The 19,604-nt window shown below is 61.7% G+C and carries 17 protein-coding genes; 10 read left to right on the top strand and 7 right to left on the bottom strand.

What is annotated here, in order from left to right; genetic code table 11:
- Nucleotides 1-12 precede the first annotated feature (12 nt).
- From AC1RBR_RS24805 to AC1RBR_RS24780, 6 genes are all read left to right on the top strand, one after another.
- On the top strand, nt 13-342 hold the full coding sequence (locus AC1RBR_RS24805) for a sarcosine oxidase subunit delta (RefSeq protein WP_003228964.1): 330 nt from the start codon (nt 13-15) through the stop codon (nt 340-342).
- Nucleotides 339-3,356 (top strand): sarcosine oxidase subunit alpha, encoded by a 3,018-nt coding sequence (locus AC1RBR_RS24800; protein WP_492566979.1) that lies wholly within the window; start codon nt 339-341, stop codon nt 3,354-3,356. The genes AC1RBR_RS24805 and AC1RBR_RS24800 overlap by 4 nt, the downstream gene beginning before the upstream one ends.
- Nucleotides 3,357-3,551: 195 nt before the next feature.
- Nucleotides 3,552-4,184: a sarcosine oxidase subunit gamma gene (locus AC1RBR_RS24795; RefSeq protein WP_492566978.1), complete on the top strand. Its 633-nt coding sequence runs from the start codon at nt 3,552-3,554 to the stop codon at nt 4,182-4,184.
- Between the two features lie 221 nt (nt 4,185-4,405).
- The gene (gene purU, locus AC1RBR_RS24790; protein WP_115986013.1) at nt 4,406-5,263 is read left to right on the top strand and encodes a formyltetrahydrofolate deformylase; all 858 of its coding nucleotides are present in this window, start codon (nt 4,406-4,408) and stop codon (nt 5,261-5,263) included.
- Nucleotides 5,264-5,468: 205 nt separating this feature from the next.
- The gene (gene fdhA / locus AC1RBR_RS24785; protein WP_027610665.1) at nt 5,469-6,668 is read left to right on the top strand and encodes a formaldehyde dehydrogenase, glutathione-independent; all 1,200 of its coding nucleotides are present in this window, start codon (nt 5,469-5,471) and stop codon (nt 6,666-6,668) included.
- Nucleotides 6,669-6,928: 260 nt separating this feature from the next.
- Nucleotides 6,929-7,486 (top strand): DUF2780 domain-containing protein, encoded by a 558-nt coding sequence (locus tag AC1RBR_RS24780; RefSeq protein ID WP_492566977.1) that lies wholly within the window; start codon nt 6,929-6,931, stop codon nt 7,484-7,486.
- A gap of 1 nt (nt 7,487) precedes the next feature.
- Here the strand turns inward: AC1RBR_RS24780 and yihG are convergent, their stop codons facing one another.
- Entirely contained in the window at nt 7,488-8,375 is an 888-nt protein-coding gene (yihG, locus tag AC1RBR_RS24775; protein WP_492566976.1) for a 1-acylglycerol-3-phosphate O-acyltransferase, YihG family, read from the bottom strand.
- A gap of 310 nt (nt 8,376-8,685) precedes the next feature.
- Between yihG and rloA2 the strand changes: the two genes are divergently transcribed.
- The 4 genes from rloA2 to creD all read left to right on the top strand — a co-directional run bounded on the left by rloA2 (nt 8,686) and on the right by creD (nt 12,901).
- Nucleotides 8,686-9,189: a retropepsin-like aspartic peptidase RloA2 gene (gene rloA2, locus AC1RBR_RS24770; protein ID WP_166495387.1), complete on the top strand. Its 504-nt coding sequence runs from the start codon at nt 8,686-8,688 to the stop codon at nt 9,187-9,189.
- A 68-nt stretch (nt 9,190-9,257) separates the two neighbouring features.
- Complete coding sequence (gene creB / locus AC1RBR_RS24765) at nt 9,258-9,938, top strand: two-component system response regulator CreB (protein WP_492566975.1); 681 nt, start codon at nt 9,258-9,260, stop codon at nt 9,936-9,938.
- Entirely contained in the window at nt 9,938-11,356 is a 1,419-nt protein-coding gene (gene creC, locus AC1RBR_RS24760) for a two-component system sensor histidine kinase CreC (RefSeq protein ID WP_492566974.1), read from the top strand. The genes creB and creC overlap by 1 nt, the downstream gene beginning before the upstream one ends.
- 174 nt (nt 11,357-11,530) lie before the next feature.
- Nucleotides 11,531-12,901 (top strand): cell envelope integrity protein CreD, encoded by a 1,371-nt coding sequence (gene creD, locus AC1RBR_RS24755; RefSeq protein WP_253151967.1) that lies wholly within the window; start codon nt 11,531-11,533, stop codon nt 12,899-12,901.
- Nucleotides 12,902-13,073: 172 nt separating this feature from the next.
- Here creD and AC1RBR_RS24750 read toward each other — a convergent pair whose 3' ends face one another.
- The 6 genes from AC1RBR_RS24750 to AC1RBR_RS24725 form a co-directional block, all read right to left on the bottom strand.
- Nucleotides 13,074-13,703, bottom strand: a complete 630-nt coding sequence (locus AC1RBR_RS24750; protein ID WP_492566972.1) for a glutathione S-transferase — start codon at nt 13,701-13,703, stop codon at nt 13,074-13,076.
- A gap of 193 nt (nt 13,704-13,896) precedes the next feature.
- On the bottom strand, nt 13,897-14,076 hold the full coding sequence (locus AC1RBR_RS24745; RefSeq protein WP_096797575.1) for a hypothetical protein: 180 nt from the start codon (nt 14,074-14,076) through the stop codon (nt 13,897-13,899).
- Nucleotides 14,073-15,197 (bottom strand): PepSY-associated TM helix domain-containing protein, encoded by a 1,125-nt coding sequence (locus AC1RBR_RS24740; RefSeq protein ID WP_492566971.1) that lies wholly within the window; start codon nt 15,195-15,197, stop codon nt 14,073-14,075. Before AC1RBR_RS24740 ends, AC1RBR_RS24745 begins: the two co-directional genes overlap by 4 nt.
- A gap of 74 nt (nt 15,198-15,271) precedes the next feature.
- Entirely contained in the window at nt 15,272-17,710 is a 2,439-nt protein-coding gene (locus tag AC1RBR_RS24735; protein ID WP_492566970.1) for a TonB-dependent siderophore receptor, read from the bottom strand.
- A gap of 234 nt (nt 17,711-17,944) precedes the next feature.
- Nucleotides 17,945-18,916 carry a FecR domain-containing protein gene (locus tag AC1RBR_RS24730; protein WP_492566968.1) on the bottom strand — a complete coding sequence of 324 codons (972 nt, stop codon included), beginning with the start codon at nt 18,914-18,916 and terminating at the stop codon, nt 17,945-17,947.
- On the bottom strand, nt 18,913-19,431 hold the full coding sequence (locus tag AC1RBR_RS24725) for an RNA polymerase sigma factor (protein ID WP_480405354.1): 519 nt from the start codon (nt 19,429-19,431) through the stop codon (nt 18,913-18,915). Before AC1RBR_RS24725 ends, AC1RBR_RS24730 begins: the two co-directional genes overlap by 4 nt.
- Nucleotides 19,432-19,604 lie beyond the last annotated feature (173 nt).

Genomic DNA, 19,604 nt, shown 5'->3' with positions numbered 1-19,604 from the left:
GGAGAAATCCCCATGTTGCATATCTTCTGTCCTCACTGCGGCGAACTGCGCTCCGAAGAGGAATTCCACGCATCCGGGCAGGCGCACATCCCGCGTCCGCTGGATCCGAACGCCTGCACCGATGAAGAGTGGGGCGATTACATGTTCTTCCGCGACAACCCGCGTGGTCTGCACCACGAGTTGTGGGATCACGTCGCCGGTTGCCGCCAGTACTTCAACGTCACTCGCGACACCGTGACCTACGAGATTCTCGAAACCTACAAGATCGGCACCAAGCCGCAATTCACCGACAAGGCTGATACGGCGAAAACAGCCACGACGGCGCTGGGAGAGAAGGTATGAGCCAGACCAATCGCCTGTCCAACGGTGGACGGATCGACCGCAACAAAGTGCTGAGCTTCACCTTCAACGGTCAGAGCTACAAAGGCTTCGAGGGCGACTCGCTGGCCTCGGCACTGATCGCCAACGGCGTCGACATCATCGGCCGCAGCTTCAAGTATTCGCGTCCTCGCGGGATCTTCGCCGCCGGTGCCGAAGAGCCGAACGCCGTGCTGCAGATCGGTGCCACCGAAGCCACGCAGATTCCCAACGTGCGCGCCACGCAACAGGCGCTGTATCAAGGCCTGGTCGCCACCAGCACCAACGGCTGGCCGAGCGTCAACAACGACATGATGGGGATTCTCGGCAAGGTCGGCGGCAAGCTGATGCCGCCGGGTTTCTACTACAAAACCTTCATGTACCCGCAATCGTTCTGGATGACGTACGAGAAATACATTCGCAAGGCTGCAGGGCTTGGCCGTTCGCCGACCGAAGTCGATCCGGACACCTACGACTACATGAACCAGCACTGCGACGTGCTGATCGTCGGCGCCGGCCCTGCCGGTCTCGCGGCTGCCCTGGCGGCTGCGCGCAGCGGTGCGCGGGTGATCCTCGCTGATGAGCAGGAAGAGTTCGGCGGCAGCCTGCTCGATTCCCGCGAAAGCCTCGACGGCAAACCGGCGATGGAATGGGTGGCCAGCGTCATTGCTGAACTGAAGAACACTCCGGACGTGCTGCTGTTGCCGCGCGCCACGGTCAACGGTTACCACGACCACAACTTCCTGACCATTCACGAACGCCTCACCGATCACCTCGGTGACCGTGCGCCAATCGGTCAGGTGCGTCAGCGCATCCACCGGGTTCGCGCCAAGCGTGTAGTGCTGGCGACCGGCGCCCATGAGCGTCCGCTGGTCTACGGCAACAACGACGTGCCGGGCAACATGCTTGCCGGTGCGGTCTCGACTTACGTGCGCCGTTATGGCGTGGCGCCGGGCAAAAAACTTGTCCTGACCACCAACAACGATCACGCCTACCGCGTGGCGCTGGACTGGCTCGACGCCAGCCTGCAAGTGGTGGCCATCGCCGATGCACGGAGCAATCCGCGTGGCGCGTTGGTGGAAGAAGCCCGCGCCAAAGGCATTCGCATCCTCACCGGCAGCGCCGTGATCGAGGCCCGTGGCAGCAAGCGCGTCAGCGCTGCCCGCGTCGCCGCAATTGACGTCAAAGCGCACACCGTGACCAGCCCGGGCGAATGGCTCGACTGCGACGTGATCGCCAGTTCCGGCGGTTACAGCCCGGTGGTGCACCTGGCTTCGCACCTCGGTGGCAAACCGATCTGGCGCGAAGACATCCTCGGTTTCGTACCGGGCGAAGCACCGCAGAAACGTGTGTGCGTCGGTGGCATCAACGGTGTTTACGGTCTCGGTGATTCGCTGGCCGATGGTTTTGAAGGTGGCGCTCGTGCTGCCAGTGAAGCCGGCTTCGCGGTGGTCGAAGGCACGCTGCCCAAGGCCCTGAGCCGTCTCGAAGAAGCGACCCTGGCGCTGTTCCAGGTGCCGCACGAGAAGGGCACCTCGCGTGCGCCGAAGCAATTCGTCGACCTGCAGAACGACGTCACCGCCGCCGCCATCGAACTGGCGACCCGCGAAGGTTTCGAGTCGGTCGAACACGTCAAACGCTACACCGCGCTGGGCTTCGGCACCGACCAGGGCAAGCTCGGCAACGTCAACGGCCTGGCCATCGCCGCGCGTTCGCTGAACGTGACCATCCCGCAGATGGGTACCACGATGTTCCGCCCCAACTACACGCCGGTAACGTTCGGCGCCGTGGCCGGTCGTCACTGTGGGCACATCTTTGAACCGGTACGCTACACCGCGCTGCATCAATGGCACCTGAAAAACGGCGCCGAGTTTGAAGACGTCGGCCAGTGGAAACGTCCATGGTACTTCCCGAAAAACGGTGAAGACATGCACGCCGCCGTCAAACGCGAATGCAAGGCTGTGCGTGACAGCGTCGGCCTGCTCGACGCCTCGACCCTGGGCAAGATCGACATTCAAGGCCCGGATGCCCGCGAGTTCCTCAACCGCGTGTACACCAACGCCTGGACCAAGCTCGATGTGGGCAAGGCGCGTTACGGCCTGATGTGCAAAGAAGACGGCATGGTCTTCGACGACGGTGTGACGGCGTGTCTGGCCGACAACCATTTCGTCATGACCACCACCACGGGCGGCGCGGCTCGCGTGCTGCAATGGCTGGAGTTGTACCACCAGACCGAATGGCCGGAGATGAAGGTCTACTTCACCTCGGTCACCGACCACTGGGCGACCATGACCCTGTCCGGGCCGAACAGCCGCAAGCTGCTCAGCGCCGTGACTGACATTGATCTGAGCAACGAAGCCTTCCCGTTCATGACCTGGAAAGAAGGTCTGGTCGGCGACGTGCCGGCGCGGGTGTTCCGTATCTCGTTCACTGGTGAGCTGTCGTACGAAGTCAACGTGCAGGCCGACTACGCGATGGGCGTGCTGGAGAAAATCGTCGAGGCCGGCAAGCAGTACAACCTGACGCCGTACGGCACTGAAACCATGCACGTCCTGCGGGCCGAGAAAGGTTTCATCATCGTCGGCCAGGACACCGACGGCTCGATGACCCCGGACGACCTGAACATGGGCTGGTGCGTCGGTCGCACCAAACCGTTCTCGTGGATCGGCCAGCGCGGCATGAACCGAGAAGACTGCGTGAAGGATCAGCGCAAGCAACTGGTGGGCCTGAAGCCGATCGATCCGAACGTGTGGCTGCCGGAAGGTGCGCAACTGGTGTTCAACACCAAGCAGGCGATCCCGATGACCATGGTCGGCCACGTGACCTCCAGCTACGCGCACAACTCCCTCGGTTATTCGTTTGCCATGGGCGTGGTCAAGGGCGGTCTGAATCGCCTCGGTGAGCGAGTGTTTGCGCCGCTGGCCGATGGCAGCGTGATCGAGGCGGAGATTGTTTCTTCGGTGTTCTTCGATCCGAAGGGGGATCGGCAGAACATCTGACTGCTCTGGGGACTGTGGGGTGTCAGTGGGTGCGAGTCGTCTGATCGATTCGCGAGCAAGCCCGCTCCCACAGGTTCCGGGTTGTTAATGGAATTTGTGTCAGGCATCAGTCCCCTGTGGGAGCGGGCTTGCTCGCGAAGGCGGCAGTACAGCCACCACAAGGACCGGAACCAACAGAATTGATAAAGGTGCTTTATGACCACAGCCAATGTTTACCAGCAACGCCCGACCACCGGGGCCCGCGCCGAGTCGTCGCTGCACCATGCCGACCTCGCCAGCCTGGTCGGCAAGGGTCGCAAGAACGCCGGCGTGATCGTGCGTGAAAAGAAACTCCTCGGTCACCTGACCATTCGTGGCGATGGCCACGATGCAGCGTTTGCCGCCGGCGTACACAAGGCCCTCGGCATTGAGTTGCCCGGCGCCCTGAGCGTGATCGTCAAAGGCGAAACCAGCCTGCAATGGATGGGGCCGGACGAGTGGCTGCTGATCGTGCCAAGCGGTGAAGAATTCGCTGCCGAGCAGAGGTTGCGCGAAGCGCTGGGCGACCTGCACATCGCGATCGTCAACGTCAGCGGCGGCCAGCAAGTCCTCGAACTGAGTGGGCCGAACGTGCGTCAGGTGCTGATGAAATCCACCAGCTACGACGTGCACCCCAACAACTTTCCGGTCGGCAAAGCAGTGGGCACGGTGTTCGCCAAGTCGCAGCTGATGATCCGCCACACCGCCGAAGACACCTGGGAACTGCTGATCCGTCGCAGCTTTTCGGATTACTGGTGGTTGTGGTTGCAGGATGCGTCGGCCGAGTACGGCCTTAGCGTTCAGGCGTAACACTAAGTGGTTGCCGCGATTGCTTCTTGTGGCGAGGGAGCTTGCTCCCGCTCGGCTGCGAAGCAGTCGCAAAAAACTGCGAGCGCATTCTTTCTGGAAGAACGCGGTTGCTGATTTTAGGGTCGCTTCGCAACCCAGCGGGAGCAAGCTCCCTCGCCACAGAACTCATTCGCCACAGAGTTCACTCTGCTCACAGATGTTGAAACAGGAGTCACCGCACCATGAGCCGCGCCCCAGACACATGGATTCTGACCGCCGACTGCCCCAGCGTACTCGGCACGGTGGACGCGGTGACGCGTTTTCTGTTCGAGCAGGGTTGCTACGTCACCGAGCACCATTCGTTCGATGACCGGCTCTCGGGTCGTTTCTTCATTCGCGTGGAATTCCGTCAGCCCGACGGCTTCGACGAGCAGTCCTTCCGTGCCGGCCTCGCCGAGCGCGGAGAGGCATTCGGCATGGTCTTCGAGCTGACCGCGCCGAACTACCGGCCGAAAGTGGTGATCATGGTCTCCAAGGCCGATCACTGCCTCAACGATTTGCTCTACCGCCAGCGCATCGGCCAGTTGTCGATGGACGTGGCGGCGGTGGTGTCCAACCATCCGGACCTCAAGCCGCTGGCCGACTGGCACCAGATTCCCTACTACCATTTCCCCCTCGACCCCAACGACAAGCCGGCGCAAGAGCGTCAGGTGTGGCAGGTGATCGAGGAGGCCGGCGCCGAACTGGTGATCCTCGCCCGCTACATGCAGGTGCTGTCGCCGGAGCTGTGCCGCAAGCTCGATGGCAAGGCGATCAACATTCACCACTCGCTGCTGCCGGGGTTCAAGGGCGCCAAGCCGTATCACCAGGCCTACAACAAGGGCGTGAAGCTGGTCGGTGCGACGGCGCATTACATCAACAACGATCTCGATGAGGGGCCGATTATTGCCCAGGGAGTCGAGGCGGTGGATCACAGTCACTATCCGGAAGACCTGATCGCCAAGGGGCGGGATATCGAAGGGCTGACTTTGGCCCGGGCGGTTGGGTATCACATCGAACGAAGGGTGTTTTTGAACGCCAATAGAACTGTCGTTCTTTAGATCGCTTTCGCGAGCAAGCCCGCTCCCACAAGGGATTTGTGTTGAAACACAGGTCTCTGTCACACCCAAGATCAACTGTGGGAGCGGGCGTGCTCGCGAAGAGGCCATAACTGACAACGCAAAACCAACAAGCAATAACCCGAGCACTTAACGCGCTGCCTGCCTGGGCAACGCGGTTCCATAAAAACAACAGCGAGGTGAAAGCATGTCTGGCAATCGTGGTGTGGTGTATCTCGGCGCTGGCAAGGTCGAAGTACAGAAAATCGACTATCCGAAAATGCAGGACCCGCGCGGCAGGAAGATCGAGCATGGGGTGATCCTGCGTGTGGTGTCCACCAACATCTGTGGCTCCGACCAGCACATGGTGCGCGGCCGTACCACGGCGCAGACCGGTCTGGTGCTGGGCCACGAAATCACCGGCGAAGTGATCGAAAAGGGTTCCGACGTCGAAAACCTGAAGATCGGCGACCTGGTTTCCGTACCGTTCAACGTGGCTTGCGGGCGCTGCCGTTCCTGCAAGGAGCAGCACACCGGTGTCTGCCTGACCGTCAACCCGGCCCGTGCCGGCGGTGCCTACGGTTATGTCGACATGGGTGACTGGACCGGCGGCCAGGCCGAATACGTGCTGGTGCCGTACGCCGATTTCAACCTGCTGAAACTGCCGGATCGCGACAAGGCCATGGAGAAAATCCGCGACCTGACCTGCCTCTCCGACATCCTCCCGACCGGCTATCACGGTGCAGTCACGGCGGGCGTTGGCCCGGGCAGCACCGTTTACATCGCTGGCGCCGGCCCGGTCGGTCTGGCCGCTGCGGCCTCGGCGCGTCTGCTGGGGGCGGCGGTGGTGATCATCGGCGACGTCAACACCATCCGCCTGGCGCACGCCAAGGCTCAGGGTTTTGAAGTGGTCGACCTGTCCAAGGACACGCCGCTGCACGAACAGATTGCCGCACTGCTGGGCGAACCGGAAGTCGATTGCGCGGTGGACTGCGTGGGCTTCGAAGCGCGCGGCCACGGGCATGACGGGGTGAAAGCCGAAGCCCCGGCTACCGTGCTCAACTCGCTGATGGGCGTGGTGCGTGTCGCTGGCAAGATCGGTATTCCGGGCCTGTACGTGACCGAGGATCCGGGTGCCGTGGACGCCGCCGCGAAAATGGGCAGCCTGAGCATCCGCTTCGGCCTGGGCTGGGCCAAATCCCACAGCTTCCACACCGGCCAGACCCCGGTGATGAAGTACAACCGCCAACTGATGCAGGCGATCATGTGGGACCGCATCAACATCGCCGAAGTGGTCGGCGTGCAAGTCATCAGTCTCGACCAGGCGCCGGAAGGCTACGGCGAGTTCGATGCGGGTGTGCCGAAGAAGTTTGTGATCGATCCGCATCGGTTGTTCAGTGCGGCGTAAGTAAAAAAAGGGCGACCCACGGGTCGCCCTTCTTACGTCAAAAGATCAAAAGATCGCAGCCTTCGGCAGCTCCTGCAGGGATCGTGTAGGAGCTGCCGAAGGCTGCGATCTTTTGGCTCTGGCAATTAGAGGGCTGCTACAGCACCCTGATAAAGACTAAATGGATGCGCCGGCGAGGAACATGCCGGCCGGAACCCGGTCAAACCGGCAGTTTTGCCGCTCATCGTCGGGCGGTTACCACAGCGCAAGAGGATGTCTGAATGAAGATTTCACGCGGTATTGCCTTGGCTTCACTGATGACCCTTGCAGCGAGCCCGGTGTTTGCCGGCTTCAGTCTGGACGATGTGACCAAAGCGGCTGCAAGCATGCAGGGCGGTAACGCCGCGACCGCCGCCGCGCCGACCTCGGAAACAGCTGGTTTGTTGAGCGCCCTGAGTGCGCTGGATGTTACCCCCGAGCAAGCCGTAGGCGGCACCAGTGCCATGCTGGGCTTGGCCAAGAACCAGTTGAGCAACACTGACTATTCGCAGTTGGCCAAGGAAGTGCCGGGCATCGACAAACTCTCCGGCGGCGGTGGCAATCTGGCTGCACTGAGCGCTTTGCTCGGCTCGTCGGGCAAGTCGGCCGGTCTGGAAAATGCCCTGGGCAACGTCAAGGACACCAATGACCTGAACAATGCGTTCAGCGCCTTGGGCATGGACACCGGCATGATCGGCCAGTTTGCCCCGGTGATTCTGCAATACCTCGGTCAGCAGGGCGTTGGCGGCTCGCTGCTGAGCAGTCTGGGCAATATCTGGGGCGCCGGCGCCGGTAGCTGATTCAGCCGCGCTCGCTTTTCAGTTCAACGATGCGCTGATCCTTCTCGGTCCAGAGCTGGTTGACCCAGTTCTGGACCTGCTGGCGAAACAGCGGATCGTTCTCGTAATCGCCCTGCGACAGTGCCGGGTCGAGTTCGCGGGTCTGGATGTCGACAATCACCCGCGGCACGCTACCGCTGATCAGATCCCAGAACCCCGGAATCTTCTGCTGCGGATAAACCACAGTCACGTCGAGCAACGCATCCAGCTGTTCCCCCATCGCCGCCAGAACAAACGCTACACCTCCCGCCTTGGGTTTGAGCAGATGCTTGAACGGTGACTGTTGCTGCGCGCTTTTCGCAGCGGTGTAGCGGGTGCCTTCCAGATAATTCACCACCGTCACCGGCTGGCGCTTGAACAGCTCGCAGGCCTGTTTGGTGATCTCCAGATCCTTGCCCGCCAGCTCCGGGTGCCTGGCCAGGAACGCTTTGCTGTAGCGCTTCATGAACGGGTAATCCAGCGCCCACCACGCCAGACCGAGGAAAGGCACCCAGATCAGTTCTTTCTTGAGGAAGAACTTGAAGAACGGTGTGCGCCGGTTGAGGGTCTGGATCAGCGCCGGGATGTCGACCCACGACTGGTGGTTGCTGATCACCAGATACGAGGTGTCACCACGCAGGTCTGCGCCGCCGCGAATATCCCATTGGGTAGGGATGCACAGGCGAAAGATCAGCTTGTCGATCTCGGCCCAGGTCTCGGCGATCCACATCACTGCCCCCGATGCGTAATCACGCCAGCGCCCCGGTGCGACCAGTTTGAGCAGGGCAAAGACCAGCAACGGCCCGATCAGGATCAGGGTGTTGAGCAACAGCAGCAGGGTGACGAAACAGCCGGTGAGCAGGCGGCGCATAAGCAACTCTATGAAGGCGGATAGGCGCGCCATGATAAGTGGCTTCGCGTGAGAGGCCAAATCGATGGTGACGAATGTTTCACCTTTGGCTGGCTATGCTGGAGCTGATTACCGTGTTGGCAGGGCCGGCCTCTTCGCGAGCAAGCCGCTCCCACAGTGGATCTTCAGTGTGCATGCCATCTCCAACAGATCCCGGATCCCCTGTGGGAGCGGGCTTGCTCGCGAAGGCGGACTCAAGGGCGAACCAATCGCTCGCCGGCTGTCTAAAATCTCGCGTCTGACGCCCTCATTTTCCAAGGAAGCCCCTTACGTGAAATTCCTCCTTGCACTGTTTGCCCTCGTCGCCCTGCCGGTCATGGCCGCCGAGCCGACCCTGTACGGGCGTTATGAATACATCGCACTGCCGGAAATCGGCGGTGAGGTGCTCAAGGCCAAGATGGACACCGGCGCGCTGACCGCCTCGCTGTCGGCCAAGGACATCGAGACCTTCACCCGCGACGGCGAAAACTGGGTGCGTTTCCGCCTCGGCACCAAGGACGCCAGCAACAAGGTCTACGAGCACAAGATCGCGCGGATCAGCAAGATCAAAAGCCGCTCGGATGAAGAAGACGAGGGCGACAGCACCGAAGTCGCCAAACGCCCGGTGGTCGATCTGGAACTGTGTCTGGGCAACGTCAAGCGCACCGTTGAGGTCAACCTGACCGACCGCAGCAACTTCAACTACCCGCTGCTGATCGGTGCCAAGGCCCTGCGCGAGTTCGGCGCGGCAGTGAACCCGGCGCGGCGTTTCACCGCCGACAAGCCGGACTGCTAAGTGGTCTCATTGACGTAACGTCAGGCTTGGGGCACCGTTCGCGCACTTAACCCACGGGCTCGGACGCCATGCCTCATATCCTGATTGTCGAAGACGAAGCGGCGATTGCCGACACGCTGATTTTTGCCCTGCAGGGCGAGGGGTTCGCCACCACATGGCTGAGCCTCGGCGCGGCGGCGCTGGAGTTTCAACGGCAGACCCCGGCTGACTTGATCATTCTCGATATCGGCCTGCCGGACATCAGCGGTTTCGAAACCTGCAAACAGCTGCGGCGCTTCAGTGAAGTGCCGGTGCTGTTTCTCAGTGCCCGGGATGCCGAGATCGACCGGGTGGTGGGGCTGGAGATCGGCGCCGACGATTACGTGGTCAAGCCGTTCAGCCCACGGGAAGTCGCCGCGCGGGTACGGGCGATTCTCAAGCGTATGGCGCCACGACCTGTGGTTGAAGCGTCCTCGGCACTGTTTCGCATCGACCCCGAGCGCGTGCTGATCACCTACCGCGGCCAGCCATTGAGCCTGACCCGCCACGAATTCCGTCTGCTGCAATGCCTGCTCGAACAACCGCAGCGAGTCTTCAGTCGCGAGCAATTGCTCGACGCGCTGGGGGTGGCCGTCGACGCCGGCTACGAGCGCAGCATCGACAGCCACATCAAAAGCGTGCGCGCCAAACTGCGCCTGGTGCGGGCCGACGCCGAGCCGATCCAGACCCATCGCGGCCTCGGCTACAGCTACAGCCCGGGGCACAGCTGATGTCGCTGGGGCTGCGGATTTTTCTGGTGTATGTGCTGTTTGTCGGCCTGACCGGTTACTTCGTGCTCAACACGGTGATGGAAGAAATCCGCCCGGGCGTGCGTCAGTCCACCGAAGAAACCCTGGTCGACACCGCCAACCTGATGGCGGAAATCCTGCGTGATGATTTCAAGGCCGGCACGCTCAGCGAGAACCGCTGGCCCGAATTGCTGCGCGCGTATGGCGAGCGCCAGCCGCAGGCGACTATCTGGGGCTTGCCGAAAAATCAGGTCAACCACCGCATCTATGTCACCGACGCCAAAGGCATCGTGGTGCTGGACTCCAGCGGCGTGGCGGTCGGGCAGGATTACTCGCGCTGGAACGACGTTTACCTGACCTTGCGAGGTGAGTACGGCGCTCGTTCGAGCCGCAGCGATCCGAATGATGCGAACTCCTCGGTGATGCACGTCGGCGCGCCGATCCGTGACAACGGCCGGATCATCGGCGTGGTTACCGTGGCCAAGCCCAACAGTTCATTACAACCCTATGTCGATCGCACCGAGCGGCGCTTGCTGTTTTACGGCGCCGGACTGATCGGCCTCGGTCTGCTGTTCGGCGCTTTGCTGTCGTGGTGGCTGAGCCGCGCGCTGCACCGTTTGACCGGTTATGCGCAAGCGGTGAGCGAGGGGCGGCGGGTTGAAGTGCCGCACTACCGTGGCGGCGAACTGGAACAACTGGCCACAGCGGTGGAGCAGATGCGCACGCAACTGGAAGGTAAGGCCTACGTCGAGCGCTATGTGCACACCCTGACCCATGAATTGAAGAGTCCGCTGGCGGCAATTCGCGGTGCGGCGGAGTTGCTGCAGGGTGACATGCCAGCGATCCAGCGCCTGCGCTTTGTCGGCAACATCGACAGTGAAAGCGCGCGGATGCAGCAACTGATCGAGCGCCTGTTGAATCTGGCGCAAGTCGAGCAGCGCCAAGGTCTTGAGGAGCGCGTGGCGGTACCGCTGGCGGCATTGGTTGATGAATTGTTGCGGGCGCAGGCCGCGCGCATCGAAGGCCGGCGGCTCAAGGTCGAGCAGACGATTGCGCCAGATCTTCTGCTGATCGGCGAGCCGTTTCTGCTGCGCCAGGCGTTGGGCAATCTGCTGGAGAATGCGCTGGATTTCACCCCGGTTACCGGGTTACTGCGCTTCAGTGCCGAACGTGTGGCGGAGCAGGTCGAGTTGCGCTTGTTCAACGAAGCGTCGGCGATTCCCGATTACGCCTTGCCGCGCTTGAGTGAACGGTTTTACTCGCTGCCGCGTCCGGACAGTGGGCGCAAAAGCACCGGGCTGGGGCTGAATTTTGTTGAGGAAGTGGTGAAGTTGCACGGTGGGTCGATGCAGATTCGCAATGTCGAGAGCGGTGTGGAAGTGATATTGCGCCTGCCTTGAAACTGTGTCGCCGCCATCGCGAGCAGGCTCACTCCTACAGGGGAACGCGATCAATTGTAGGAGTGAGCCTGCTCGCGATGGGGCCATAACAGTCTCCACACAATCTCCATATTCCCTCCTTATTCCCCCCACACAGCCCAACCAGACTCTGCCCATCCAAACAGGGAGAGTCCCATGAACAAGAATCTGACCATAAAGCTCGGGGCGATTGCCCTGCTGATCCTGCTGTTGCTGATACCGCTGCTGATGATCGACGGCATCATCGATGAGCGCCAGCAACTGCGCGACGGCGTGCTCGAAGACATTGCCCGCAGCTCCAGCTACAGCCAGCAACTGAGCGGGCCGGTGATGGTGGTGCCGTACCGCAAGGTGGTGCGTACCTGGAAGACCAACGAGAAAACCAATAAGCGCTATGAAGAGCTTGGCGAAGAGCGCGGTCGTTTGTACTTTCTGCCGGAGCGTTTCGAACTCGACGGCCAGGTGCAGACCGAGCTGCGCAATCGCGGTATTTACGAAGCGCGACTGTTCCATGCCGACAATCGCATCAACGGGCATTTCTCGTTGCCGGCGCAGCTGGGGATCAAGGAAGATTTTGCCGATTACCAGTTCGATGCGCCGTTTCTGGCGGTGGGCATCAGCGATATTCGCGGCATCGAAAACGCGCTGAAACTGGAACTTGATGGCCAGCGTCTGGATTTCGTCCCCGGCACTCAGGTCGGCTGGCTCGGCGAGGGTGTGCGGGTCACGTTGCCGGCACTGGACACTCGCAACGCCACCGAGCTGACCTTCGGTTTCGACCTGCGCCTGCAAGGTACCGGTTCGCTGCAGGTGCTGCCGGTGGGTAAAACCAGCCAAGTCAGCCTCGCTGCCAACTGGCCGCACCCAAGCTTCGTCGGCAACTTCCTGCCGGGCAAACGCGAGATCAGCGACCAGGGTTTCAGCGCCGATTGGCAGACCACGTTTTTCTCCACCAACCTGCAGGAAGCGATGAACCGCTGCGTGCTGGGCAATGACTGCGAGGCGTTCAACGGGCGCAGCTTCGGCGTGAGTTTCATCGATCCGGTGGATCAATATCTGAAGAGCGATCGGGCGATCAAATATGCGCTGTTGTTTATCGTCCTGACGTTCGCCGGTTTCTTCCTGTTTGAAGTGCTCAAGAGTCTGGCAGTACACCCGGTGCAATACGCGTTGGTCGGGGTGGCGCTGGCGTTCTTCTACTTGTTGCTGCTGTCGCTGTCGGAGCACATCGGCTTTGCCCTGGCGTATCTGTTGTCGGCCAGTGGCTGTGTGTTGCTGATCGGGTTTTATGTCTGCCACGTGCTGCACAGCGTGCGTCACGGTCTGAGTTTCTCCGCGGGATTGGCGGCGTTGTATGGTCTGCTGTATAGCCTGCTGAGCGCCGAGGATTACGCGCTGCTGATGGGCTCGCTGCTGTTGTTCGGCCTGCTCGGGGTGTTCATGGTGCTGACGCGCAAACTCGACTGGTACGGGATCGGACAGAAGCCGGCCAAGCCGCTGGAATTTGATGTGGGTGCGATGCAATGAGCGGGCTGCGTGAGGATCAGCGGCAGGTCGAGGTTTTGCTGACGCTGATTGTTGCAGCGCTGCCGCCGGAACCCAGGTGGTGCCATCGCGAGCAGGCTCACTCCTACAGGGGAATGCGGTCAACTGTAGAAGTGAGCCTGCTCGCGATGAGGCCAGAACAGGCTCCGCCGATTTAAAGCTTGGGCATGGTGGCAACCATGGACGGTCGCTGGCTCACCTCGAAATACCAGTTGGCCAGTTGCGGATTGGCGCTGCGCCAGTCCAGATCCGGATGGCGCAGATCGATGTAACCCAGTGCGCAGGCGACGCTGATCGCCGCGACGTCGAAATGGCTGGTCAGCTCGGCGATGGCGTCACTTTCCAGATAGGCCAGGGCGCGGCGGATCTTCTCGCGCTGGGCGTCGAGCCATTCGTCCCAGTGCTTTTCCGGGGCGCGCAATACCAGTTCGTAACGCACCATCACCGAGGCGTCCATGATCCCGTCGGCCAGCGAGGCCAGGGTCAGACGCCGCCAACGGGCCGCTCCTTCGCGGGGGATCAGCGGATTGCCGACGTGTTGCTGGTCGAGGTATTCGAGGATCACGCGGCTGTCATGGATCACGCTACCGTCCGCCAGACGCAGCGCCGGGATCTTGCCCAGCGGGTTGTCGGCGTTGAGCGCGGTGTCCGGGCTGACCGGCGTGAGGACGCAGTCTTGCAGGGCGACGCGATCCTGCTGACCGGTCTCGTGCAACAGCACCATCACTTTGCGCACGAACGGGGAAAGCGTGTTGTGGAACAGGGTCATGCTGGGGGCGGACATTGGCAAACCTCGGTGGTCATCGAAGAGCAGGAGATTAGCCTAGTCAGATACAGAGCGGCTGGCGAGGGATTTGCTGGTGTTCATCAGGCCGCCTTCGCGAGCAAGCCCGCTCCCACATTGGATCTGTTTCGTTCACAAATCCCCTGTGGGAGCGGGCTTGCTCGCGAAGAGGCCTTGTCAGGCGACACGGAAATCACCCGCGTCGCAGCAACCCCTTGATCGCCAGAAATGCCGGAACACCCAACCCGACCCAGCTCAACGCATCCCAGATCCCATCCCCCAGCAACGCCGAAAACAATCCCGCCGCACTCAGCAGCGCAATCACCAACGGGGTGCTGAAGACCTTCCAGAAATTGGTCTGACGCGGCTTCATGCAGCAGCCTCCGCTGGCAGTGTTTTCGCCGCTTTACGCCGTACCACCCACAGGTACACGCCGCTGCCGAGGACAATGATGGTCAGCACGTCGAGGGTCGCCCAGAGGATCTTCATCGGCATGCCGCCGTAGTCGCCGAAGTGCAGCGGCTGCGACATGCCCATGGCGTCCATATACCACGGGCGCTCGGCCACGGCAGTGACTTGCAGAGTGCTGGCGTCGATCAGCACCGGCGTCAGCAGGTGCGAGGTCAGATGCGTGCCGCCCTTCATGAACACTGCGTAGTGATGCTCACTGGAAAACCGCGTGCCGGGGAAGGCGATGAAGTCCGGGTTCATCCCCGGCGCCACGTCGCGGGCGATGTCGAGCAGGCGGGTGGCCGGGGCCAGGCGGGTCAGCGGCGGGACATCGCGATAGGGCGCGACCATGGCGGTCAGCGTGTCATTGCGCCACGCGGCGATGAGCAGGTCAGCGCAGGCGCTGATCACTCCAGTGACGCCGACCACCAAGGCCCAGGTCAGGGTGACGACGCCGATCAGGTTGTGCAGGTCGAGCCAGCGCAGGCGGGTGGACTTGTCCTGACGCACGGTGCCGAACTGCAAGCGGCGCATGAACGGCAGGTACAGCACCGTACCCGAGATGATCGCGACCACGAACAGCAGCCCCATGAACGCCAGCAGCAACTTGCCCGGCAGCCCGGCAAACATGTCGACGTGCAGGCGCAGGATGAACAACATCAGGCCACCGTTGGCCGATGGGGTTTCCAGCGCTTCACCGGTGCGCGCATCGAGCATGAAGGTGTGCGACGAGTTCGGTTCGGTGCCGGCAGTTTTCGCCATGATCGTCAGCACGGCGTTGGGCTCGTCGTCTTCGAAACCGAAGTACTGCACCACTTCGCCGGGGCGATGTTGTTCTGCGGCCTCGACCAGTTGCGCCAGATTCAGGCGCGGCGTGTCGGCGGGCATCTCGCGCACTTGCGGTGCGTCACCGAGCAGATGCTCGATCTCGTGGTGGAAAATCAGCGGCAGACCGGTCAGTGCCAGCATCAGCAAGAACACAGTGCAGATCAGGCTGGTCCAGGTGTGGATGAACGACCAGCGGCGAATTGTTTTACTTTTCATCTCATGACCTTCAAAAACACCGAAGCCGTCCACGGGGGACGGCCTGGTGACAGAACCTGTTTCAGCTCACGCGCTTACCACTTGTAAGTGGCGCTGGCGACGACGCTGCGCTGGTCACCGTAGTAGCAGTAGTAGCCGTCGCAAGTGGAGATGTAGTCCTTGTCGAACAGGTTGGTGGCGTTAACTGCCAGCGACGCACCTTTGAGGCTGTTGTCCAGGCGGCCGAGGTCGTAATGCACCGAGGCGTCGAACACGGTGTAGGCGTCCGCCTTGCCCAGCCAGGTGTTGGCCTTGTCGCCATAGGTGTTGCCGGTGTAACGCACACCACCGCCGATGCCGAAACCGTCGAGTACGCCGCTGTGCCAGGTGTAGTCGGTCCACAGCGAAGCTTGCTGGTTGGGCATCAGTTGCAGGCGATTGCCCTTGTCCACGCCTTTCTGCACTTCGGATTTGGCCAGGGTGTAGGCGGCGATGACTTTCAGGTTATCGGTGACGTCCGAAACCGCTTCCAGCTCCAGGCCTTTGACCTTCACTTCACCGGTCTGGCTGGTGATGGTCACGTTGTTGACGATGCTGTTGACCGCGACGTTCTTCTGGGTCAGGTCATACACCGCAGCGCTGAGCAAGGTTTTGCTGCCCGGCGGCTGGTACTTGATGCCCAGTTCCCATTGCTTGCCTTCGGTCGGCTTGAGCGAACCGGTGGAGGTGGCGTCGGCGCCGCTGGTTGGCTGGAAGGATTCGGCGTACGACAGGTACGGCACGAAGCCTGAGTCGAACACGTAGCTGAGCGCCGCGTTGCCACTGAACGCCTTGTCGCGCTGGGTGTTGGTGGCGTCACCCTTGTTGATGAACTGCGTGCTGGTGTGCACCCAGTCTTCACGCCCGCCGAGGGTCAGGCGCCACTGGTCGAGGGCCATCTGGTCCTGTACGTACAGGCCGGTCTGGTAGGTCTTCTGGTCATAGTCATAGAACGCCGAAGAGCGCGGCGGACGGGTGATCGGCTGACCGTAGATCGGGTTGTTGACGTTAATGTCCGGCGCGGTGCCGAAGATCGACGTGTAATTGGTGTTGCTGCGCTGGTGATCCAGACCAAGTAACAGCGTATGGCGGATGTCGCCGGTGGCGAAGTCGGCCTGGAAGTTGTTGTCCACGGCGAACTGGCTGATGTCTTCATCAACGTTGGTGGTGCCGCGCCCGACATTGCCCTGGTCGTCAACCGTATACCCGGCGTACTCCGTGTTGTAGCTGTTGACGGTCACGGTCTGGAACGACAGGTCCGACTTGGTATAGCGCAGGTTCTGCTTGAACTGCCAGACGTCGTTGAGGCGATGCTCGAAGGCATAACCAAGTGCGTAGTAGGTGCGGTCGTAGAAGTCGTAGTCCGGGTCACCGAGGTTCTTGTGATGGGAAATCTTGCCGAACGGCATGTCGATCTTGGTGCCCTGGATCGGATAGAACTGGCTGGTGACACCGGTATCGTCGCGGGTGAACTGGGTCAGCAGGGTGAATTTGGTGTCGTCATCGATGTTCCAGGTCAGGCTCGGCGCGATGTTGTAGCGCTTGTTTTCGATGTGATCGATCTGCGTGTCGCTGTCGCGCACCACACCGCTGATGCCGTAGAGAAACTGCCCGGCGTCGTCGATCTTGCCGGTGCTGGCGAAGTTGATCTGACGATGGTTGTCGCTGCCGTACTGCAACTGGATTTCGCTGCTGGCGTCGCTGCTCGGACGCCGGCTGACCATGTCCAGCAGGCCGCCCGGCGGGGTCTGGCCGTAGACGGAAGAGGCCGGGCCGCGCAGCAGCGCGAGGCGGTCGAGGTTCCAGGTTTCAGGCTTTGGGTTGGCGTATACGCCTCTTGGCAGTGGCAGGCCGTCGAGGAACTGAGTCGGCTCGAAACCGCGCACCCGCAGCCAGTCGATACGGGTGTCGCTGCCGTAGCTGCTGGCGGTGATGCCCGGCATATAGCGCACGGCGTCATCGAGACTGTGCACGCTGCGATCGTCCATTTGCTGACGCGTGGCGACGGAGATCGAGCGCGGCGCCTCGACCAGCGCGGTGTCGGTCTTGCTGCCGGCGGCGGTGCGGGTAGCGGTGTAGCCTTCGACCGGACCCCAGGCCGTTTCCAGGTTTTCCACACCGATTACTGCGGTTTCCGGCAGCGCCAGTGTCCCTTCCGGCACTGCAACCAAGGTGTAGGTGCCGGTGCTGCTTTGTTCCAGTTGCAGACCGGTGCCTTGCAGCGCCGCGCGCAGAGCACCAGCGGCGTCGTACTGACCGTTGACCGGCGCTGAGGTCTTGCCGGCGGCCAGCGACGGGTTCAGCGACAACGCGAGGCCGCCCTGGCTGGCGATCTGGTTCAGCGTGGTCGACAGCGGCGCCGCCGGCAGGTTGTAGGCGCGCACGCTAGAAGCCTGTTCAGCAGCGAGCAACGGGCTGCTGAGCAGCGGCGCGCTGAGGGCAATGGCGATGGCCAACAGACTGGGGCGCAACAAGGTGTCTAGCGGACGGGACATGCGAAGGCTCCTGAATGGAAATATTTCTCAATTGCCTGTGTGCCGGACGAGAATTGAAAAGTGATAGGGCTGGATGAAAATAATTTCGATTAACTTGGAAAGGGGCGGCCGCTTCGGAATTTTCGAGTGTGGCGGGTGGCCCTATCGCGAGCAGGCTCACTCCTACAGGGGGAACGCATTCCAGTTGTAGGAGTGAGCCTGCTCGCGATAGCTATTTCCCTGACAACGAATTTTTTAAGGCTTGTTATCAGCCTTCGCCACTGTGACCCAATACGGCGTATGCCGCTCGATCTGCACCGGCAGGGTCGGCAGCAGGGCGCTCAGGGCCTTTTCAGTGTCGTGCAGCGGGAAGCTGCCGGTGATGCGCAGGTCGGCGACTTCCGGCGTCACGCCCAGATGCCCTCGGCGGTAGCGCCCAAGCTCATTCACCAGATCTTCCAGCCGCGCGTTGTCCACCACCAGCATGCCGCGGGTCCAGGCATCGGCGCCGGGCGTGAGCGCGGCGACCGCGTCGAGGCCGTCGTTGCGGATCAGCACTTGCTGGCCTTCACGCAGGATCTGTTCTCCAGGATGACTTTGCGGATGCGCCGCCACCGCCGACTGCAACACGCTCAAGCGTGTGCCTTGGTTTTCACGCTTGACCAGAAACCGCGTGCCCAACGCGCGCATGCTGCCTTCGCGGGTCTCGACGATGAACGGCCGCGCATCACCGTGACCGGTTTCGACCATGATTTCGCCTTCCTGCAATACGATCAGCCGCTGCCGGGCATCGAAGCGCACATCCACTGCACTGTGGGTGTTGAGGTTGAGCAGGGTGCCATCGGCCAGGCGCACCGTGCGCTGCTCACCGGTAGCGGTGCGTTGATCGGCGAGCCAGTAATCCAGCGGCAGGTAGCGATCGCCGGCAAACAGCGCCAGCCCGATCACCGCCACCACACTGGCCAATCCGCTGCCGAGCTTGCGCACACGGCGTCGAATGCCTTCGCGCGATTGCAGCAAGGCCGCGCGGGCCGGGCCATTGGCGACGTTGAACCGCTGATCGAGCATGCCCAGCTGGCGCCAGGCGCGGGCGTGTTCTTCATGGGCCGCATGCCACTTGGCGAACTCCTCGCGCTCCAGCGGACTGCCGGAATCCAGTGACAACTGCCAGGCAATTGCCGCGTCCAGCACTTGGGCCGAGACCGGTTTGGAGCTGGCCGGATTCATGTCGGCTCACCGTACAGGGCGATGTAGCACTGGCGAATGCCTTGCGCGAGATACTGCCGCACGCGCGGCACTGAGACTCCAAGCTTTTCGGCGATTTCGCCATGGCTGAGGCCGTCGAGGCGGTTATAAAGGAAAGCAGCGCGGGCCTTGGTCGACAGTTTACCGAGCAGGCGGTCGATGGCCTTGAGGTCTTCGAGGATCAGTTGCTGTTCTTCCACCGAAGGTTGTTCGCCTTCGGGGATCAGCATCAATTCAGTGAGGTAGGCCTGTTCCAGCGCGGCGCGGCGGAAGTAGTCGAACAGCAGGCCCTTGGCGATCGCCACCAGAAACGCCCGCGGTTCGCGCGGCGTCAGCAATTCATCGCGACCGAGCAGCCGTACGAAGGTGTCCTGGCTCAGGTCTTCGGCCCGCTGCGGGCACGCCACGTTGCGCCGCAACCAGCTCAGCAGCCAACCGCGATGGTCGCGATACAACGCACCGACGAGTTCACTGTGAGGGCTTGGGACTGACGACACCAGACGCACCGATTGGGAAATGTTAACCAACGAGAATTGTTCGCGATTCTCGCAGAGGTGGGAATGGTTAGCAATTGGCCACTGGTCGGGTGGTATCAGGAAGACCGCATCATCGTTCTTCGCGAGCAAGCCCGCTCCCACAGGGGGAATGCATTCCAGTGTGGGAGCGGGCT

Source organism: Pseudomonas sp. GW823-FHT01D03 (genome assembly GCF_058798255.1).
This window is presented reverse-complemented; position numbering and strand designations above follow the sequence as displayed.

Bases quoted from the DNA above. Each gene is read 5' to 3' on its own strand.
- AC1RBR_RS24795 (WP_492566978.1), top strand. From the start codon at position 3,552: ATGACCACAGCCAATGTTTACCAGCAACGCCCGACCACCGGGGCCCGC.
- creB (WP_492566975.1), top strand. From the start codon at position 9,258: ATGCCTCATATCCTGATTGTCGAAGACGAAGCGGCGATTGCCGACACG.
- creD (WP_253151967.1), top strand. From the start codon at position 11,531: ATGAACAAGAATCTGACCATAAAGCTCGGGGCGATTGCCCTGCTGATC.
- AC1RBR_RS24780 (WP_492566977.1), top strand. From the start codon at position 6,929: ATGAAGATTTCACGCGGTATTGCCTTGGCTTCACTGATGACCCTTGCA.
- AC1RBR_RS24805 (WP_003228964.1), top strand. From the start codon at position 13: ATGTTGCATATCTTCTGTCCTCACTGCGGCGAACTGCGCTCCGAAGAG.
- creC (WP_492566974.1), top strand. From the start codon at position 9,938: ATGTCGCTGGGGCTGCGGATTTTTCTGGTGTATGTGCTGTTTGTCGGC.
- AC1RBR_RS24800 (WP_492566979.1), top strand. From the start codon at position 339: ATGAGCCAGACCAATCGCCTGTCCAACGGTGGACGGATCGACCGCAAC.
- AC1RBR_RS24745 (WP_096797575.1), bottom strand. From the start codon at position 14,076: ATGAAGCCGCGTCAGACCAATTTCTGGAAGGTCTTCAGCACCCCGTTG.
- AC1RBR_RS24750 (WP_492566972.1), bottom strand. From the start codon at position 13,703: ATGTCCGCCCCCAGCATGACCCTGTTCCACAACACGCTTTCCCCGTTC.
- yihG (WP_492566976.1), bottom strand. From the start codon at position 8,375: ATGCGCCGCCTGCTCACCGGCTGTTTCGTCACCCTGCTGCTGTTGCTC.
- AC1RBR_RS24740 (WP_492566971.1), bottom strand. From the start codon at position 15,197: ATGAAAAGTAAAACAATTCGCCGCTGGTCGTTCATCCACACCTGGACC.
- AC1RBR_RS24730 (WP_492566968.1), bottom strand. From the start codon at position 18,916: ATGAATCCGGCCAGCTCCAAACCGGTCTCGGCCCAAGTGCTGGACGCG.
- AC1RBR_RS24735 (WP_492566970.1), bottom strand. From the start codon at position 17,710: ATGTCCCGTCCGCTAGACACCTTGTTGCGCCCCAGTCTGTTGGCCATC.
- purU (WP_115986013.1), top strand. From the start codon at position 4,406: ATGAGCCGCGCCCCAGACACATGGATTCTGACCGCCGACTGCCCCAGC.
- fdhA (WP_027610665.1), top strand. From the start codon at position 5,469: ATGTCTGGCAATCGTGGTGTGGTGTATCTCGGCGCTGGCAAGGTCGAA.